Source organism: Vibrio sp. OY15 (genome assembly GCF_000742455.1).
Lineage (GTDB): Bacteria > Pseudomonadota > Gammaproteobacteria > Enterobacterales > Vibrionaceae > Vibrio > Vibrio alginolyticus.
In genome coordinates this window covers 107,922-124,806 of the sequence record NZ_JPIL01000002.1, presented here as the reverse complement: position 1 = coordinate 124,806, position 16,885 = coordinate 107,922, and the positions used below count along the sequence as shown (strand labels likewise).

The window sequence follows — 16,885 nt, the reverse complement described above, 5'->3', positions numbered from 1 at the left end:
ACGCCATAGTCTCTTGTTAGGCGACATTTCTACGTTTAACTTCTTTCTCATACGAAGATTCGTTGTATAGCCAAATAGCCCAAAATGCGAAAAACATCCCGATCGTGTAAATTGAGTAATTAAGAGCATTATCCGATAATAAAATCGTAATGCTTGGCGCATCAGAAGATGGATAAAGGAAAATAACATTAAAAATCATGTACAAAATGGCTGTGACGAAAGTGGTTCTGAAAAGCCAATTTAAACACCCTTTCTTTCGCGATTTTTGCCAATTATCAAATGCTTTACCATTCATTAACCCGCTCCTTTTCCGTTAACTGAAGCTAGATGCACCCCAAGATACTATCACTACTCTATCGTTTGTCTCATGTCGCCTAACGCCTTGTTAAGGTGTGAGGCACGCAATACCGAAGGTTCCGCATAACACCTTAACTACTAAAGCCAACGCATAGTAAAAATGCCACGCGTGCCGAATCACTCTTGAACAATTTGTTATACGAATTTCTTCAGTGCCAACACTTGCTGTTCAAATAACTCACAATCTGACTTTGAGTATGACTTAGCGACATTAACCCATTGAACGCCCGTTTCATCTATGTGACGAAACTCGACTTGAAGTGCATATTTAGAACAACGAAAAAGAGCAAAAACCAAACCTACAACCGTCAGACTAAGAACTAAAACTAGTAGCCATTGTGGCACCTCTTCCAACCTTGGAATAACTAACCAAACTGCCCCTGAAAAAACACATACCCAGAATAAAACTTGACCTAAATTATCAAGAAAACTTAACTTTTTAACCCTAACATTGTTTATCTTAGACAAAGGATATGAGTCTTTCTTAAACCTGAACTCTTTTGAATCCAAGTTAAAATCATTACTTTTGTACATAATTTCCCTCTATTCGTATAACGCCCTGTTAAGGGGTGAGCAACGCAATACAGAAGCCGCCGCATACCACCTTAATCACTAAAAACAACGCATAGTAAAAATGCCACGCGTTGCGAATCCCTCTTGAACAGTTTGTTATGTGCGTGCTTGAAACCTACTCTACACTTGGCTCCGGTAAAACTGGGGGTGTACTGTCCATATAAGTTAAAAAGTTTTCCCATAACTCGTGCGTTCTTTGCTTAGTTAACTTAGTTTTGCACGATATCGCCATAATTCCACGAATAGTTCCATCACGCCATTGCGTATAAACCGAATCACAGTGAGAGGACATATATGCTTGCCAATCCTGTTGAGCAAGTTTAATTGCTGCGATCAGTTCTGAGTCATGAGAGTTGTGCTCAAAGCTAGTGTTTAGATATTTGTCTAATTTAACTTGTGCTGACTCTAGCTCAATCGCGGCACATTGGTTTATCTCGATTGTGGTCATCGCATTATTACAGTCAATGGACTCTTCTTCAGCAAGAGCACCAAATGATAGACTAGCTAATATGATGATTAGACGCTTCTTCATTGTTTTCTCCGAAAGCACATAACGCCGCGTTAAGGTGTGAGTAACGCAATACCGAAGTTTCGGCATTGCGCCTTAAACACTGAAGTTACCGCAAAGCAAAAATGCCACGCGTTACGAATCACTCTTAAACGCTTTGTTATGACTACGTGTACCTGCATTAGTTAAAGCCTCTTTCCATTTTTTTGTGTTAAGACGTATCTTGATCCCGTCACTAAACACTTTGAAGCCACTGCTATCTTTATAACTTTCATTAGCTTGCTCTTTAAAACGGCTGAAGTCTCGAGACTCAAGAGCCCCCTCTAGCTCTTGTGTGAATCCTATTTCTATACCAAACCTTTTCAAAGCTTGAGTAGTTTCATCACTCAAGTTACTCAGTAAATGGTAGTAGGCGCTAAAATACTCGTTTTCTTCAAATTCAATTTGAAGCCCATCACGCTCCGGCTCGGGGTCTTGAAAGTACACGGACAGCTCATCCGAAAAGTATGCTTGCGACGCAACTCTTACAACAGGAGCCCTTCCATTGACAGTACCAATGACGGTGGTTTGTTGCTTCGCTTTCACTTGAGTAGAGCTATTAAACTTACCGGAAGTACCCTTTGCCTCCACAATAACGAATTCACCTCTAATGTTACGACCAATAAGATCTGGACGAGATTTAGTTACTTTACCTGACGCTCCCACTGGAATACCAAGGACACTCTTTAAGCAATGAACATGTGCCAACCATGGCGTTTGAATTAACTTTTCGGAAAATAGTTTAGACATAGCCATACCAAGCATAAAAGAAGTAAACGTCTTTTCTGTTGGGTCAGAATCGCTATAAATATCAGAAGTATATATATAGCCTCTCGATTCAGTTAGGTTAGCTAGCAACAAGTAAATCCTATTTAAGATTTCCGCGTGGGAATAAAAACCATTTGAATACAAAGCTCTTCGATGCCGCTTGCCTACAGTCATAATTGCCCAAAGTAGGTCTTCCCAATCGACAGTCAATGAACTGTTAGCTGAATTCAGATGGGAGTATGTCCCCTTAAAATCGCAACAATCATATGAAATTTTCATTGATACAATACTCTAGATAGTTGTCATAACGCCGCATTAAGGTGTGAGCGGCGCTTGGCTATACTTGAGCGAAGCGAAACTGCCAAGCGTTGCGAATCACTCTTAAATGCTTTGTTATGTGCCAACTTTCGCCATATATGCACTTAAAGCACTATAAAATTTATCCTTGTGCAAAAGATACTGTTCTCGTGATTCTTCTAGGAACTCGGCTGTAGGCATGGTCCTGTCAAAAACAACTAAAGATCTAAATGCAGACAGCACTTTATTATGATCCATAAGAGCTTTTTCAGCTTCTGGGATAGATAAAATCTTGATTTTTGAAATAGCTTTGTTCCTGTGTTCTAGAGCTTCCTCTAAACGTAGATGCTTATCTGCCAATTTTTTTCGCTGAGGTTCAGTTAACTGCGCCCCTACATTTTTGGCATTTCGTTGCATACCACCGACACCGTTATAAAGTGATGTGCAAAAATAGAAATAAGTCTCAGCACTTTCAGATATTTCTTCCAAGATATTGATCTTCTTTTCAATTAGAGCTTTTTCAACCTCTTTCTTGTGATTCAGGGATGAGACCTTATATGTAGATACACCACTAATTAATGCGCCTAACCCTATTTTTACCGCCGTATCAGCTATATCTATCCATTCTGTTGCCATATATCCCCCCTTGGCACATAACGCCTTGCTAAGGTGTGAGTAACGCAATACAAAAGCTTCCGCACAGCGCCTTAATCACCATAAGCCACCGCATAGTAAAAATGCCACGCGTTACGAATCACTCTTAAGCAATTTGTTAGTACATGCGCCACTTCTATTTATGCGCTCCAAGATATTGAAAAGTGGCATGATATGAAAGGCTTTGAACACTGAAGTGAGACGGGTAGCTACAAAACTTTACCCCGATTGAAAGACGAAAGTTGGCTAGAAGAAAAATGCACTGGACTGCCCTACTTTGCCAATTTCAAATTAGAAAAGGATTCTTTCCTCGTACTTCAACAGCCACACCAAAAGTAATCAAGGTTCTCTCAAAAGCCACCAAAAAATTGAAGAAGTGCCAAAGAAATAGACTAAGAGTTAGAAGCCGTAAACGGTGAAATCAAAGCAAACACTCCGCATATAGTGCCACCGGAAAGAACGTGAAAGGTACAAACTGAAAGGTGTAAAGACGAGCGCCAAAACAGATAAACACCAAAACTGATGACCTTTGATGTCAAACCCGTACTAACGCCCTGTTAAGGGGTGAGCAACGCAATACTGAAGCTGCCGCATACCACCTTAATCACTTAAACCAACGCACAGTGAAAATGCCACGCGTTGCGAATCCCTCTTGAACAGTTTGTTATGTGACTTGCCCCAAAACCTAATCACCAAAAAACAGTGGGGAAACAGCCAAGAGAACAGTACAACTTAACTTAAAATAGAATACCGCTAGGAATACAAAATTCAGCTTATTATTTTTTGGAACCGGAGTACCTAACAACACATCTGTTCTAGAGTAATACTTAGCGGAAAATATGCCTAATAGAAACACTAAATAGGCACTCAACATTAATAATACCAAATCACCATTAATACGCATGAGAATCGGTACCAATAAAGGCATCAAAAAAACAAAGCAGACACATATAAACCAAAGCTTCAGTAAGGAAGAAGTAGCAGCCCATTTAAATTTACTAGCTAATAGTTTGGGTATGTATTCCATGTTATTCCTTCTCTGGTCACATAACGCCCTGTTAAGGTGTGAGCAACGCAATACTGATGCCGCCGCATACTACCTTAATCACTTAAACCAACGCATGGTGAAAATGCCACGCGTTGAGAGTCACTCTTAAACAGATTGTTAGGGCTGCAACTACACGGTGAAACCACACTTTAAACAGCGTTCACCGCCATAGTTTTCATTGTAACTAAGTCCTAGGCTACTACCGCACTCAGGGCAATAATCTGAATTATCGAGTGTTCCCCACTCCCAAGTATCTTCATATTCGGGGATTCCATGCCTGTCATAACCTATCAATTCACCTGCGTTAGATTGTTTTGCGATATAACTGCAGTGGCTATGCGCTTTTAATAAGTCGAGTACAACTTCATGGTTTATTTCGAACCATTCCCCAATTACACGCTGCTCTCTGTACTTCTGGTGCAGTTGCCTTTCAAGCTCACGATCAGTACCACTGTCAATCCAGCCCATTAATGCAAGTCTTCTCGAGTTTCCCGTTTGCAAAGCCTTTAGACGCTTAACCGGATCTTTGCTTATTCCGATTTTAATCCGCTGATTAATTAGGTCTTCGTTTTCGATAATAAAATAGAGTGCCATAATTTCCTTGTAGCCCTAACGCCTTGTTAAGGTGTGAGGCACGCAATACCTAAGCCTCCGCATACCACCTTAATCACTAAACCTAACGCATAGTAAAAGTGCCACGCGTGCCGAATCACTCTTAAACAATTTGTTAAGTGCCTATTCTTCGAGCAAAGTGCCATCTTGACACAAGCTTTCATATAGTTGGATATAAATCAGAACTTCTTTTTTATACCTACTATTATGAGAATTAGGTTCGTTATTTAACCAAAGGCAATATTGATAGCAAAACCTCATTTTTTTGTCCTGATCACGTATCAGGGACTTAGAAAAATGAGCCCATTCCTTTCTAGGAAATTCTTGCTTTTCGGACGATATCTTAGATTTATGAAGATACGTATACCACTGCATTGCATCAACTAGTTCACCGAATAAACCGCACAATCGAATGACTTCTGGCGCTAAATAACCATTAGATCTAAAAGACTTTTTAAAATTTTCCATATTAATTGCCAGAAAGGGTTCTTCTTCCCAGTCGAGTTTTGATACACGAGTTACTGTACGCCACCTTTTATCAACCATGTTTTGAAGCATAGTGATATGATTTAGGTAGTTAGAAATCTGTTCGTTTAAAGATGATTCTTTTCTAGCAATGTTGAGTTGATGAGTAAGTGAGAAAAATGCTATAGCTGCTGCTAAAGCGGCAAGTATTGGACTTAACATCCCATTGAAGTAAGAAGAAAAGTCTACCCAAGCGGACGGTTTAAATGAGAGCTCATTTTTCCCAACGACCCCAAAAGCATAGGCTCCTACTACAAGTGCAATAAGAGCTAAGGTAAGAAGAATTACATGAAAGGGCTTGAATTTATTCAACTACTATTTCCTTAATCGCTGAGAGCACCTAGGCACTTAACGCCCTGTTAAGGGGTGAGCAACGCAATACCAAAGCTGCCGCATACCACCTTAAACACTAAAACCAACGCATAGTGAAAATGCCACGCGTTGCGAATCCCTCTTAAACAGATTGTTATGTATTTTCTTCAGGCACAGTGAATTCCCAAGATGTCGCACGTAAAGTACCATTCTCGTTCACAAACTCCAGTTCAGGAGAACTCATTAAGTTAACATCTCTTAGTTTAAGGTCAGACAAACTCATAAACGTGGCATCTCGTGTGCGACGCTCAATAAACCGGAGCATATTTGTTGTATACTCATTTTGATAAGAAGCCCAGTGTTCTTTAGTAATATGGACATTCACAATATCAGTTTCAGTATTTATCACCATGTCACGAAATCTATCTGATTTTATACCAGACTCTGTAAAATGCTCTGCGCAACCATCATACTCCATTGCCCAGATACCAATGACAACAGACTCATCCCGCTTATCATAGATTTCTACAGCCAAATCAACATACCAATAGAATTGCCTTTTAGCGTTTTTACCGTTTAACCTCATAGGCTTGGGAATACGATATTGAGGATGGATCAATACAGGGTAACCATCTTGAGTTTTAGCCTTTAAAATAACTTTATTTGGTTTTAGTTTAAAAGCATATAATTCAATATCTCTGAACTCTCTCAGCAACGTAGCGATAACCTGAATTTCCGGATCTGATGTTCGACCTCCGCCGTAAAGTGCAGTTGAAACTAGACGACCACTACTACGGCTTAGGCTCGTTACCTTTTTCTGTTTTTTCTTACTAAAGTTCTGACCAAACTGATCTAAAAACCGTTGCACTACCGTCATTTGAAACCCTCCCAACCGAGATACATAACGCCGCATTAAGGTGTGAGCTGCGCTCGGCTATACTTGAGCGAAGCGAAAATGCCGAGCGTTGCGAATCACTCTTAAATGCTTTGTTATAACTAAATATATTGACGCTGTTCAAAGTGAATTACTTCAGAATTAGAACAAAAAGCATTGTTAATGGAAGAAATTAACGCCAATACCTGCCCTTCAATTTCAAAGTAGTCATTTCTTGGGTGGAACCCCATGTTGATACCGAATTCATTAAGGGTAGAAGTCATTCGTGTTTGATGCTGCTTATAACGAAAAGAGCCATCCTCGGCGGTCTGAGACTCGGAATTAGATTGAAGAATCACATTGTTTATAGACTGAACACTTTGCTTATATGAGTCAGAGACCCGTACCCGACCTTGAGCTGACTCAGTAAATATTGAGTTATACCAACCATATACATCAACGGATGAAATACTCAAGCGATCATGCTTGCTTAATTCTATAACCATGTAATCTTGGAAAACTTGAAGGTGAGCTATATGGTTACTTAGTGCGTTTGTACTCACGTTATTCATGTAAGTGTGCACTGCGACTATAATACCGCCAATCGTTGCAACAGTGCCAGCAAGAGAAACAATACCAAATAGCAAATCAATTTGAGGTTTATAGATTTTTTTGGCGTTTACTAAACATTCACTAGTAAAGCACAACTCTAGCTCATAGCTTTTCGTCGCTATCATTGTAGAAACCAATGACCAAAGCAAGACAAACAATCCAAGAATGGCAATAGCCCCCAGCGAGAGAAAAAACACATTATAAATTTTTTCTGGCTTACCCATTTTCAATACTGTCATATAATGGCTTAATTTTATTTAAACGCTCTCTATATTGAGCGGCAGATTTAGTAAAAGTACGATTCAAGATATTCAGGCGATCTTGAGCCATGTAAAACCTCTTTTTGTACCAATAAGTCTCTTTTTTATCTGAGTAGTCAGACTCCAATCGGTTAACTGATAAACCAACTCGTTTTAAATCAGTTTTTGATGGCAAGGGAAGTATTTTCTTAAGTTTCTTCAATAAAACGGCATGTTTATCATGCTTAACTCTTTTTAGTTTGTTTACCCTACCCAAGCAACGATTGAAATCTTTCCTATACGCAAACGTTGTTCGATACCCTGTTTGAGACGCTAATTTTTCTAGATTGTGTACAGATGCCCTAAGCTTTCGGAGTTCATCAGATGGGTATCTTGGTTCTGAAAAATTCACTCGCATCCCATGAACCATTAGAGGAGAAATTGATACGTAAGAAATCTTAGTTTTGGAATGATTTATAGGTAAGTCTTTGTCTTCTAGCATTCGAGTTATATGCGAAAGTGCCATATCAAATTGAAAATTTGATACTTTAGACGATACTGTTATGTCGTCAACTAGCCGCGTATAAGTCAGTTTATGTCTTTGTAAACGCTCAACAAGCTTGGGCTCTATATCCCACAAACACAAACTTGCAATATAGCTTGACGTTAATGCTCCTTGAACAACACGTTGTTCAAAGCAACAAATCTCAGCCAACAACTCCGAAACTTCTTCTGGGTACTTAAAAAAGTCTGAGAAAACCTTTTTGACATGATAGATATGAATATTGTCGAAAAAGTCTTTTATGTCGATTTTAAGTAGACTCTTTGACTCGCAATGCTGCGCAGCACAACTTACGTAATCTTTACGTTTGACTACTTTCTTATCTGGTCCCAAAGTATTTGGGACAGAGCCAAAAATATAGTCTGGCCACACTACAATTTTTGTAAATATTCTACGGTTGATTCGTCGCTGAATCTTCCTAAGCAGATAGTGAGGTTTATAAACGGTCCTTATAGTCCCATCACTTTTTTCTACAGAATCACGAACGTATCGTTCTTGATCGCTTAAGCGAGAAAGAGCCTCAAGGTCGTCAAGTGTAATATCTAGTGCATCGCAAAGATTAGCTACGGATGAAATGGAATTTTCGGTTGTTTTTTTAGGGGTAAGATTACACATTTTTACCAACAATATAGGCTTAGCCACTCTTTATCCAGAGATGAGAAATAGTGATGCATTCACTGACAACGTTTACTAACTGCCACTATTCCTCTGGCTAAGCCCATCGTCCTTCGCTACTCTCGGTCCGAAGGGGCGAGCGGAGCGCATGGGGTGCGGCTTGGCACAAGCTGAACCTTAGTTCAGCGCTCTTTACACAAAGAGCATGCAGTAAACGTAATTAATATCAGTTGCAACAGGTAAGCGAATCGCTTACGCACGAAGTATTTTATCAGCGAATATTTGATATGCAACTATGGATTTAGTTATAACGCTTTTTATAAGGCTTTTAGCCGCCTTTCATACTCCTATCATGCTGACTTTCCAATTACAGTTCAATTGATAATCAATAGGTTAATGAGATGTAATGGGTATTAGATTGCAAAATGAAGCATAATTTTAAAATGCTTACATCGACACACCCTCGGATAACTATAGGTAAGAGAAGCTTTCATCCAAAAGAAGTTAATTAGCTTCAGTGATAACAAACAATGGGACAGTAATGAGTTAGCCAAATTGTGCCCCCTAATTACCTTGAATTGTACAGATAAACATTACCATAAAGTTCGACAGAGCTAGAATCCAAAGAAACGTTACAAGACAGTGACGTAATCGAGCTTTAACGTTAATATTAGGCCTACTCCAACCCATCCTTAAAGCGCTGCTCCAATCATGGAGTGGTCATGACATTACAGACTAGCCGAAAGCAAGTGCCAGTCAGTGTAGAGCGCCTTAGCAAACTTGCGCCTAACTGGTCATACGCGAACAACATTCTTAACTTTGGTTGCGGTAAGTTTCCCGACCTAACAGAAGAATGTCTTACTAACTGCCACAAGCATAGCATGACGGTCACTCACTTTGACCCGAGCTCAAAAGCCAAAGGCGTAGTGAGCAATATTGCCGAAATTGACAGCTCAAAACGCCGTTTTTGCGTCATGTTGTGCGCGAACGTGCTTAATATGCACAAAGACCTCGATGCAGCGATCGCAGACATGGCCAAGATTGATTTTGATTGCGCGGTCATTCAAATCTATGAGGGCAACCGATCCGGTAAAGGCCGCAAAACGCGAGACGGCTACCAGCGCAATGAGCCAGTATCGGCTTACCTCCCTATCCTAACGAGCAACTTCCACAAGTTCGATGTGACCTTACACCGAAGTGATAAGTGCATCACTATCGTAAAAGGCCGTAAGTATTACGAGCTGGACGATTTGGAGGACTAAGCATGCAACTGGATGAGACGTTCTTTGAAATCCCATGCGATGTAGTGACATTCGATGGCAAGGTGGAACACACCGAGCTAACCGACATCGATCGTGCGGTGGCTGCTTTTTTCCAGAACGTGCTTGATTCCTTAGTTGTGGCTGACACTAAGCGTCGAGAGAACAGTGAGTTTTCTCGCTTTGTTGGCCGTGATAAGTCGAGAAAGATTTATTACGGCAACTTTACCGATCCAGTGTCATTCCTATCTAAGTTGACAGCCAAACTAGGTGACAAGGTGAAAGCAAACCGTAATGAGCTTTTACCTGTTTGCTACATCACGCGCGATCCGGTGATTGGGTTTGTTGATGGCGCGGAGTACGTCGATATTGCTGACTATGGCGAACTGGCCAATGAACAAGGCCAGCCTTATGCCGTGATTAATAAGTCCTTTGTCGCGCTTACCTACCGCATTAATGCCCTAGCTTGGAACCAGTCTACCCTTAGCCGCCTAGCGCTAGGTTTAATGGTTTGGCTACGTCATACCAAGGGCAAGCGTAAGCATGTATTCAGAGCGAAAACCATGCTCGCGGGTACTGAAATGGAAATCAGCATCGAGATACGTGGCCGTAAAGATGCGATGACCGAACCCGCCGAAGTAGACCATGAAAATACTCGCCTGTTTGCTTCCTCAATCTCTTTTGAAGTGATTGCAGAGGTTTATGAGGCCGAGTCGATCACTGTCCGTCAGGGTGCGATTGGTGTGGGAGGTCGAGTCATTGAGTAACAAAGAATACTTTCTCGCCCAAAAAGTTGTCACCAACGAAAATGACATCCCTATCGAGCACATTCATTCGTTTACCTACATTGAGTGTGCTTCGATGGACGGCAACAAGCTGGTTATGGAAATCATGGATCAGGCTGCCGTTTATCGGGATGACTACGGGATTAAGCGCGGTTCAGAGATCGAGGTCACGATGGCCGATGTGAACGAGCGAGGCGATCAGGTTTGGATTGAAAAATTCATTGTGGCCAAGTCCACCAGCGCTGACGGTATGCTTACCGTTCAAGCATTCCAAAAGGATGCGCACCTACTTAAAGAGCCAGTCACAACGCCTCGATTCTTTGTTGAAATGCAGCCTAAAGACATTCTGGCCGAGCTGTTACCCGAGCTAAAAATCGAATGTGACAGCTTTGAGCGTGGCGCTACGTACCATTTAAATGCTGGTGGTACTAAGTCTCGCTTAATTCGAACAATGGCCAGAGATTACGGCTCAGTGGCGTTTATCTGCCGTGGTGTTATGCACTTTAAGTCGCTCAAGAACATGGATATGAGCGAGCAATTCAAGCTGGAACAGTCGAATCCAGAGGAAGCAGAGCACAGCATTGCAAACTACTCCATTATCGGAGAGGAAGCCCTGTTTGAGCGCGTTCTTAACCGTAACTATGCCTCTTGGGATACCGTCGAGGGCTTCCAAGGCGGTAAACGTTCGGGCGCTATGGTTATGGTTAGCGTTCCACAAGCCAAGGCGCTGAATAATCAACACATGGCCATCATCCCTATTTTGGATGTGGAACTTACCGGAAATACTGCCTTTACGCCTCTTTCGGTGTGCTCAGTGCTATTCCATAAACGGCTACCCGCTACCGAGCTGGATGAGTCCATGCCAGAGAAACAAATCATGAACCGTGTCGCCCATTGCCAACGTGGGAACCGGTATCAGTGTCGTATCGAGTTGGGAGTACGCAACCTATGAGCGATTCGTCAGAGAACAGAACACGCACCAACGTCACTAACCGCTTGTTTGGTAGCTATCAGGCCGAGGTGGTCAATCCTGTCCATCCGAAAGGCTTGTACATGGTATCCGTTCGCTTGCTTGGTTATTGGGATGCAATCCCCGATAAGGATTTACCTTTTGCCGAGTTTCTACTGCCATTAGGTGCAAAACCGAGTGGTGGCCATGCAGTGCCAGTGGAAAAAGGGGATCTGGTTTGGGTGGATTTTCCTCGTAATGGTGATACCCGTTATCCCCGTATTACCGGATCGCTTTACTACGCGCCTAACTATGAGTCGTACCTACCAAGCGAGGTGAACGGAGAAGCCTATCAGCCTAAACGAGCCGAGGGTGAACCCGAGCCACCAGCCTATGACCGCAAAGATGCGCTCTTTGTGCGATTTGGTTTGCGCGAGCTCATCACGCATCAAGGCGGCTACTCAGTAACGCATACCCAAAGCGGCACGGCCATTGAAATCACACCAGATGGCCAATGTGTTATCCACGTCGAGGGCAATGCGTTTCGCAGCTCAACAGGGAACACATTGGAGCAAATCGGAGGCGCACTAACTATCAAAGTGAAAGGCGATGCGAACATCGAAGCGGGTGGTAATGCAACCGTAAAAGCCTCCGGTAAAGCCAACCTAGAGGGCAATGAAGTGACCATTAAAGCGAGTGGTAACGTCAATATCGATGCTGGTGGCCAGTTCGCTGTTAAGGCTGCCGCAGCTCCATTTACATTAGGGTAATGCACTATGCCAGCCGTAGGAATTGTAGGGAGTGTGGATAGTGGTCATGGTGGCTTTAGTCCAGGTGTTTTTGTTTCTGGCCAGCCACTACTGACCGTGAATGGAATCAATGTATTAGGTACGGGCGATATATCCGTCATGCACGTAAAACCAGATAACCCGCCGCACGTAGGCGTTATTACTGGTAGTTCAAAACTTACTGTTAATGGCGTTCCGGTCGCCGTGGTAGGCGATGCCCTTGGGTGTGGCGCTACGCTGGTAAACGGTAACGACTTGGTGACGATTGATTGAGGCAATTTGATGTTAGACACACAAGAGCAAATCGAACAGTTTCGCCAGTTTTTAGACGTAGGCGGCCTTAAGGAAGCGGAGAACCTTACCCGAGGCAAATCCCTTAAGGTGAAGTGTGAAAGTTTGTCAGGGAAGCTATCAGGCTGCGTGAGCGAGGATATTGAGGACTACCAAGGCGCATCGCAGTTAGTGGTAACGCTTAAGGGTTTGAATGACTCAGTGAGCGCAACGGTGGCCACGTTAACGCAATGGAATGAGCACCTAGTGTTGATCACCGATCCAACCGACCTCGAACAAGTGTCTATTGGTGTGAACATCAAACACAAGGTTGATGGTACAGAGGACAACGTACCCGCTCCGAGTATCTTGCCAATTACCAGCAAGGAAGAACTGAAAGCGCTTGAGGCAGTGATCAACGGTCTTTCCGGCCATGTGGATGCAGCCGTATCTCTTATGGCGCAAATCAATACTGCATTAACGCCACCAACAAGCGGCAGTGAGTCAGATAACGGTGCAACCTTACCGCCACCAGACTTGCCGCCGGAACTAGAAAACCAAGCGAATGCGCTAAACGAGATCATGTCTCCCCTTGCTGGTGGCGTGACCAGCTCAAGCACGGTGATTGACGCAATGATCATTGCGTCGAAAGAGGAACGCACCTTAGCGTTAGGCTACTTCACTAAGGCGATTTCATTTACCATTTGTAGCAACCAGACGAAAAAAACGAGCATCAAAGACGCGACAGCGGAGGTATTTAGACTGTAGAATGTTTTTGTTGATAATCTCTTTCCTATTCGCACTAGAAAAAAGACAAAATGAGTTATTCAGTTTATTTAAACGCATATGAACTATGCGGATTAATGTCGCTTATCATCGTACTAGCAATTAACCTATTTAGAACTCGAAACGAGCTTAAATCCACCAAGGCGCGACTATCCTTTGTGATACGCAAAAGCCTCAGTGTTGAGGGAGAGTACATGTACGATGGGTGCAGAATGAACGTGATATTTGATGCGGTGCGATACAGCGGAAATCAGTTTTACTTGATGCGTAAAGATCAGGTGATGGCCAGCTTCCACGTAGAACCCTATCGAGTTAATCCTGTTCTTGATTACTTCAAATCAAACAAGATAGAGCCCGTTCAAAACCGACCATAATCCAAGCAAAGCCAGCGTTCGCGCTGGTTTTTTTCTAAATTGCAGGCAAAAAAAAGCCGCGAGGTAAGTGTTCGCGGCGCAAGAAGCTATTACAAAGGTTAAAAATGAAGTTTCAACGTTAGTTGACACCAGTCGATTGGGATGCCGATCTGGTAAAGCAAATATATTTCCTATTCCGAACATAGTCAATACCTAAGTACATATTAGTTAAGCTAAGTTTGGGAATTTATAAAATGAAAAAAGTCTGTATTGTTGTTGGCCATAGTTTTAAAGATGGCGGCGCTTACAACGAAACATTCGGAATGAATGAGTATGGCTATAATCATCCCCTAGCCAGCTTATTGGCCGCCGAGCTACATAAGCGAGACATTCTTCCAGTGATCATGTATCGAGACACCTACTCACGGATGATCGGTGATGTGAACGAATCGGGCGCTGACTATGCCATCGAGTTACATTGTAACAGCGTGGCCAATAAGTCAGTTCAAGGTTCAGAGACATTGCATTGGCATAAGTCGGACAAGAGTCAAGCACTTGCTCAGCGCCTACAAAAAGCGGTGGCTGGACTTATCGGACAGCGTGATCGTGGCCTTAAGCCTATCTCGAACACTGGTACTGATACTCGCGGTTGGCGTTTCTTGATGAAAACCAAAATGCCAGCCGTGATTTTGGAGCCGTTCTTTTTGTCTAACGACGAGTCGTTACAAAAGGGATTGGGACTGCGCGAAAAGCTAGCCGTAGCACTGGCAGAAGCGTTCGCAGAACACATTAAAGAGAGCAACTAATGATGGGACTAGCAAAAGTGTTTACAAGTAGTCTATTTAATAGCGCCACCAGCGAGAAAGTAGGTGGCATTATCCACGAACTGACCGAGTTTGGTGATCGTGTGTTTACCAGTGACGAAGAACGCAAAGAGTTTGCCTACAAACTGGCAGAGCTTGAAGCGGCCAGCTCTAACACATTGGTACGTACTGGACGCGCCGCGATGATATGGAGCATCGCGCTGGTGGTCGTTTATCAACTCATTGTTCGTGACTTTTTGGCCGTTTTCTATGGTGTTGACCTTCCATGCTTAGAGACTGACACACAAGAGCTACTAAGCAACGTGTTCGGCTTTTTGGCAGGAACCCTATAACAACTGAAAATTTTTTAAATTTTTTTAGATGCCCTTTCCTATCCCCTTTTCTCTCAAAAAAGATGCACGATCAACGACATAGAAATCCCCTGTCGTTACCATTCCCACAAAAGCACACAAAAAGAAATAAATTCATTATATAACAATAATTTAAATGCAATTTTACCCCTATTTTTTTCGCAATAAATCTTAACTACTATCCGAAATTGAGCGAATTTTTACCGCTTTCCTGCGGCTTAACCATTCCGAACACACTCAATTAATAACTAAGGTTTATTTACATGGCAGATAAACGTTCTAACTTCAACAAACGCATTGAGGCGATTCATTTAGGCGCTCAAGCAATGCATAATCTGTGTGTCGAATCCCAATTCGATTCACAAACAGGCATATTTCTAACTGACGACGATTCTCGTGGCGCGGCTATTTTGTCAGCCATTGCGAATGAGCCTATGTTCGAGTCAGTGTCTCAAGAAACAGCGGTTAGCATCGTATCAGGCATGCAGTCTGCGGTGCGTGAATACGAAAATACTTACGGCCACCTACCTAGCGATGAGCTAATGGCATCAGCTCACGCAACTATGCGTAACATGATGATGCTAGAGGGTGCTAAGCGTGATGGCTCAACAGGCGCAATGATGCTTGAGTCGATCGGTCAATCTCTATCAACATCTGAGGGTGTTGAAATCCGTGCGAAGATGGTTGGCCTAGTGCTTCCAGTTCTTCTTGAGACAGCAACACTTGACGCTGTAACCATGATCCCAGCGGGTGCGAACGAAGTTGAGATCTTCAAAGTTTACCGCCGCACTGGCTCAAACTTTGGTGACTTCGCAGCGGGTACTGAAATCGACCAAGCAACGGTTGGCCAATACTCGTCTATGCGTCAGCGCTACAAGTTTGTCTCTGAACAGCAACCAGACGGCACTAAGACAACTCACGTCTTTGACTCTAAGACTGACCTACAACACACCAAGTTTGAAATCCCATTCACGAAGACATCTGTTTCCCTATTTATTAACCATAAACGTGTGGCTCGCGACCTAGACAGCAACGGTAGTCAAATAATGACAGGTACTCACAATGGTATGGTTATTAACTGTCAGATAGACCATGCAAAAGGCAAAGTTACCGTCACTCCAACATCAGCCCTACCAGCAGGGACGGTTCTGCACATCGAGTTCGAAGTAGACATTGAAAGACGCCCTGACCTTATCCCAACGATCGACCATGATATGGACTCTCGTATACTGCGCCCACGTCAAAACGCAATCGCAGCAGACGCGACTATTCAAGCGATGTTCACAATGCAACGCGAGTTTGGCCAAGATCTGAAATCTCTACAGATGAGCCACATGCGCAACACATTGGCATCGGAAAAAGCGACTCGCCACCTAGTAGATATGGACTTTGCTTGTACGCGCGAAGAAACATTCAATATCTACGTAGCGGCTGGTGAAGATTGGCGTCTACATCGTGAACGTCTAAACGAAGTTCTTCTAAACGTTTCTACGAAGATCCTACAAGCGACTCGCACAACTGGCATGACAGGTATCTTTGCTGGTACTGGCGCGTCAACAATCCTTAAGTCACTAGGTGCTCCATATTTCGTAGCTCCGGCTAACTACCAACAGAAAAACGCTATCCACTACGCAGGTAAGTTGTTCGGCATGTGGAAAGTGTTCGAGTGTCCGGTAGTGATCGGTACGAACGACATGCTTTGTTACGGTCGCGGTTCTTCTCACTCAGAAGCGGGCTACGTAGCAGGTGATGCAATCGCAGCAACCATGTACACGCATCCAATCGGTAAAGGTCTAGTAGCGTCTAACACGCTATACGAACTGGCCTACGGCGAAATCCATCCATTCGACGGAGAAGACTACTTCTACCGCGTGAAACTTATCGATGAAGCTCCTGTAGCAGCAGCGGCATAAGGCAAGTAAGCGG

21 protein-coding genes are annotated in these 16,885 nt (G+C 43.0%); 10 read left to right on the top strand and 11 right to left on the bottom strand.

What is annotated here, in order from left to right:
• Nucleotides 1–16: 16 nt before the first annotated feature.
• The 11 genes from IJ23_RS03955 to IJ23_RS03905 all read right to left on the bottom strand — a co-directional run bounded on the left by IJ23_RS03955 (nt 17) and on the right by IJ23_RS03905 (nt 8,622).
• Nucleotides 17–295 carry a hypothetical protein gene (locus tag IJ23_RS03955; protein ID WP_033905474.1) on the bottom strand — a complete coding sequence of 93 codons (279 nt, stop codon included), beginning with the start codon at nt 293–295 and terminating at the stop codon, nt 17–19.
• A 197-nt stretch (nt 296–492) separates the two neighbouring features.
• Complete coding sequence (locus tag IJ23_RS03950; RefSeq protein WP_025539256.1) at nt 493–891, bottom strand: DUF6232 family protein; 399 nt, start codon at nt 889–891, stop codon at nt 493–495.
• A 154-nt stretch (nt 892–1,045) separates the two neighbouring features.
• Entirely contained in the window at nt 1,046–1,462 is a 417-nt protein-coding gene (locus IJ23_RS03945) for a lysozyme inhibitor LprI family protein (RefSeq protein WP_029823828.1), read from the bottom strand.
• 111 nt (nt 1,463–1,573) lie between these two features.
• The gene (locus IJ23_RS03940) at nt 1,574–2,524 is read right to left on the bottom strand and encodes a hypothetical protein (RefSeq protein ID WP_152560877.1); all 951 of its coding nucleotides are present in this window, start codon (nt 2,522–2,524) and stop codon (nt 1,574–1,576) included.
• Nucleotides 2,525–2,638: 114 nt separating this feature from the next.
• Nucleotides 2,639–3,178 carry a hypothetical protein gene (locus tag IJ23_RS23725; RefSeq protein WP_050550061.1) on the bottom strand — a complete coding sequence of 180 codons (540 nt, stop codon included), beginning with the start codon at nt 3,176–3,178 and terminating at the stop codon, nt 2,639–2,641.
• Between the two features lie 703 nt (nt 3,179–3,881).
• Nucleotides 3,882–4,223, bottom strand: coding sequence for a hypothetical protein (locus IJ23_RS25280; protein WP_033905472.1), 342 nt, complete (start codon nt 4,221–4,223; stop codon nt 3,882–3,884).
• Nucleotides 4,224–4,373: 150 nt separating this feature from the next.
• Nucleotides 4,374–4,838 (bottom strand): GIY-YIG nuclease family protein, encoded by a 465-nt coding sequence (locus IJ23_RS03925; protein WP_010448940.1) that lies wholly within the window; start codon nt 4,836–4,838, stop codon nt 4,374–4,376.
• 141 nt (nt 4,839–4,979) lie between these two features.
• Complete coding sequence (locus IJ23_RS03920; RefSeq protein ID WP_033905471.1) at nt 4,980–5,693, bottom strand: hypothetical protein; 714 nt, start codon at nt 5,691–5,693, stop codon at nt 4,980–4,982.
• A 154-nt stretch (nt 5,694–5,847) separates the two neighbouring features.
• On the bottom strand, nt 5,848–6,570 hold the full coding sequence (locus IJ23_RS03915) for a hypothetical protein (protein WP_033905470.1): 723 nt from the start codon (nt 6,568–6,570) through the stop codon (nt 5,848–5,850).
• Between the two features lie 119 nt (nt 6,571–6,689).
• Complete coding sequence (locus IJ23_RS03910; RefSeq protein ID WP_230850633.1) at nt 6,690–7,403, bottom strand: retron Ec48 family effector membrane protein; 714 nt, start codon at nt 7,401–7,403, stop codon at nt 6,690–6,692.
• On the bottom strand, nt 7,396–8,622 hold the full coding sequence (locus IJ23_RS03905; RefSeq protein WP_230850634.1) for a reverse transcriptase family protein: 1,227 nt from the start codon (nt 8,620–8,622) through the stop codon (nt 7,396–7,398). The genes IJ23_RS03910 and IJ23_RS03905 overlap by 8 nt, the downstream gene beginning before the upstream one ends.
• Before the next feature lie 695 nt (nt 8,623–9,317).
• Here IJ23_RS03905 and IJ23_RS03900 point away from each other — a divergent pair.
• The 10 genes from IJ23_RS03900 to IJ23_RS03855 all read left to right on the top strand — a co-directional run bounded on the left by IJ23_RS03900 (nt 9,318) and on the right by IJ23_RS03855 (nt 16,872).
• Nucleotides 9,318–9,857 (top strand): hypothetical protein, encoded by a 540-nt coding sequence (locus IJ23_RS03900; protein ID WP_033905465.1) that lies wholly within the window; start codon nt 9,318–9,320, stop codon nt 9,855–9,857.
• Nucleotides 9,858–9,859: 2 nt separating this feature from the next.
• Complete coding sequence (locus IJ23_RS03895; RefSeq protein WP_033905463.1) at nt 9,860–10,621, top strand: hypothetical protein; 762 nt, start codon at nt 9,860–9,862, stop codon at nt 10,619–10,621.
• Nucleotides 10,614–11,591, top strand: coding sequence for a hypothetical protein (locus IJ23_RS03890; protein ID WP_033905462.1), 978 nt, complete (start codon nt 10,614–10,616; stop codon nt 11,589–11,591). The genes IJ23_RS03895 and IJ23_RS03890 overlap by 8 nt, the downstream gene beginning before the upstream one ends.
• Entirely contained in the window at nt 11,588–12,358 is a 771-nt protein-coding gene (locus IJ23_RS03885; RefSeq protein ID WP_033905460.1) for a hypothetical protein, read from the top strand. Before IJ23_RS03890 ends, IJ23_RS03885 begins: the two co-directional genes overlap by 4 nt.
• Nucleotides 12,359–12,364: 6 nt before the next feature.
• On the top strand, nt 12,365–12,649 hold the full coding sequence (locus IJ23_RS03880; protein ID WP_033905459.1) for a PAAR domain-containing protein: 285 nt from the start codon (nt 12,365–12,367) through the stop codon (nt 12,647–12,649).
• Nucleotides 12,650–12,658: 9 nt separating this feature from the next.
• Complete coding sequence (locus IJ23_RS03875) at nt 12,659–13,414, top strand: hypothetical protein (RefSeq protein WP_033905458.1); 756 nt, start codon at nt 12,659–12,661, stop codon at nt 13,412–13,414.
• 212 nt (nt 13,415–13,626) lie between these two features.
• Nucleotides 13,627–13,806, top strand: coding sequence for a hypothetical protein (locus IJ23_RS24715; RefSeq protein WP_146192901.1), 180 nt, complete (start codon nt 13,627–13,629; stop codon nt 13,804–13,806).
• 233 nt (nt 13,807–14,039) lie between these two features.
• Entirely contained in the window at nt 14,040–14,591 is a 552-nt protein-coding gene (locus tag IJ23_RS03865; protein ID WP_050550060.1) for an N-acetylmuramoyl-L-alanine amidase, read from the top strand.
• A complete protein-coding gene (locus IJ23_RS03860; RefSeq protein WP_033905455.1) occupies nt 14,591–14,941 on the top strand; it encodes a hypothetical protein in 351 nt (116 codons plus the stop codon). Before IJ23_RS03865 ends, IJ23_RS03860 begins: the two co-directional genes overlap by 1 nt.
• Nucleotides 14,942–15,222: 281 nt before the next feature.
• Nucleotides 15,223–16,872 carry a hypothetical protein gene (locus tag IJ23_RS03855; protein ID WP_033905454.1) on the top strand — a complete coding sequence of 550 codons (1,650 nt, stop codon included), beginning with the start codon at nt 15,223–15,225 and terminating at the stop codon, nt 16,870–16,872.
• Nucleotides 16,873–16,885: the final 13 nt, after the last annotated feature.

Coding starts and splice junctions, on each gene's coding strand:
- IJ23_RS03955 (WP_033905474.1), bottom strand. CDS start 295: ATGAATGGTAAAGCATTTGATAATTGGCAAAAATCGCGAAAGAAAGGG.
- IJ23_RS03950 (WP_025539256.1), bottom strand. CDS start 891: ATGTACAAAAGTAATGATTTTAACTTGGATTCAAAAGAGTTCAGGTTT.
- IJ23_RS03945 (WP_029823828.1), bottom strand. CDS start 1,462: ATGAAGAAGCGTCTAATCATCATATTAGCTAGTCTATCATTTGGTGCT.
- IJ23_RS03940 (WP_152560877.1), bottom strand. CDS start 2,524: ATGAAAATTTCATATGATTGTTGCGATTTTAAGGGGACATACTCCCAT.
- IJ23_RS23725 (WP_050550061.1), bottom strand. CDS start 3,178: ATGGCAACAGAATGGATAGATATAGCTGATACGGCGGTAAAAATAGGG.
- IJ23_RS25280 (WP_033905472.1), bottom strand. CDS start 4,223: ATGGAATACATACCCAAACTATTAGCTAGTAAATTTAAATGGGCTGCT.
- IJ23_RS03925 (WP_010448940.1), bottom strand. CDS start 4,838: ATGGCACTCTATTTTATTATCGAAAACGAAGACCTAATTAATCAGCGG.
- IJ23_RS03915 (WP_033905470.1), bottom strand. CDS start 6,570: ATGACGGTAGTGCAACGGTTTTTAGATCAGTTTGGTCAGAACTTTAGT.
- IJ23_RS03910 (WP_230850633.1), bottom strand. CDS start 7,403: ATGGGTAAGCCAGAAAAAATTTATAATGTGTTTTTTCTCTCGCTGGGG.
- IJ23_RS03900 (WP_033905465.1), top strand. CDS start 9,318: ATGACATTACAGACTAGCCGAAAGCAAGTGCCAGTCAGTGTAGAGCGC.
- IJ23_RS03895 (WP_033905463.1), top strand. CDS start 9,860: ATGCAACTGGATGAGACGTTCTTTGAAATCCCATGCGATGTAGTGACA.
- IJ23_RS03885 (WP_033905460.1), top strand. CDS start 11,588: ATGAGCGATTCGTCAGAGAACAGAACACGCACCAACGTCACTAACCGC.
- IJ23_RS03880 (WP_033905459.1), top strand. CDS start 12,365: ATGCCAGCCGTAGGAATTGTAGGGAGTGTGGATAGTGGTCATGGTGGC.
- IJ23_RS03875 (WP_033905458.1), top strand. CDS start 12,659: ATGTTAGACACACAAGAGCAAATCGAACAGTTTCGCCAGTTTTTAGAC.
- IJ23_RS24715 (WP_146192901.1), top strand. CDS start 13,627: ATGTACGATGGGTGCAGAATGAACGTGATATTTGATGCGGTGCGATAC.
- IJ23_RS03865 (WP_050550060.1), top strand. CDS start 14,040: ATGAAAAAAGTCTGTATTGTTGTTGGCCATAGTTTTAAAGATGGCGGC.
- IJ23_RS03860 (WP_033905455.1), top strand. CDS start 14,591: ATGATGGGACTAGCAAAAGTGTTTACAAGTAGTCTATTTAATAGCGCC.
- IJ23_RS03855 (WP_033905454.1), top strand. CDS start 15,223: ATGGCAGATAAACGTTCTAACTTCAACAAACGCATTGAGGCGATTCAT.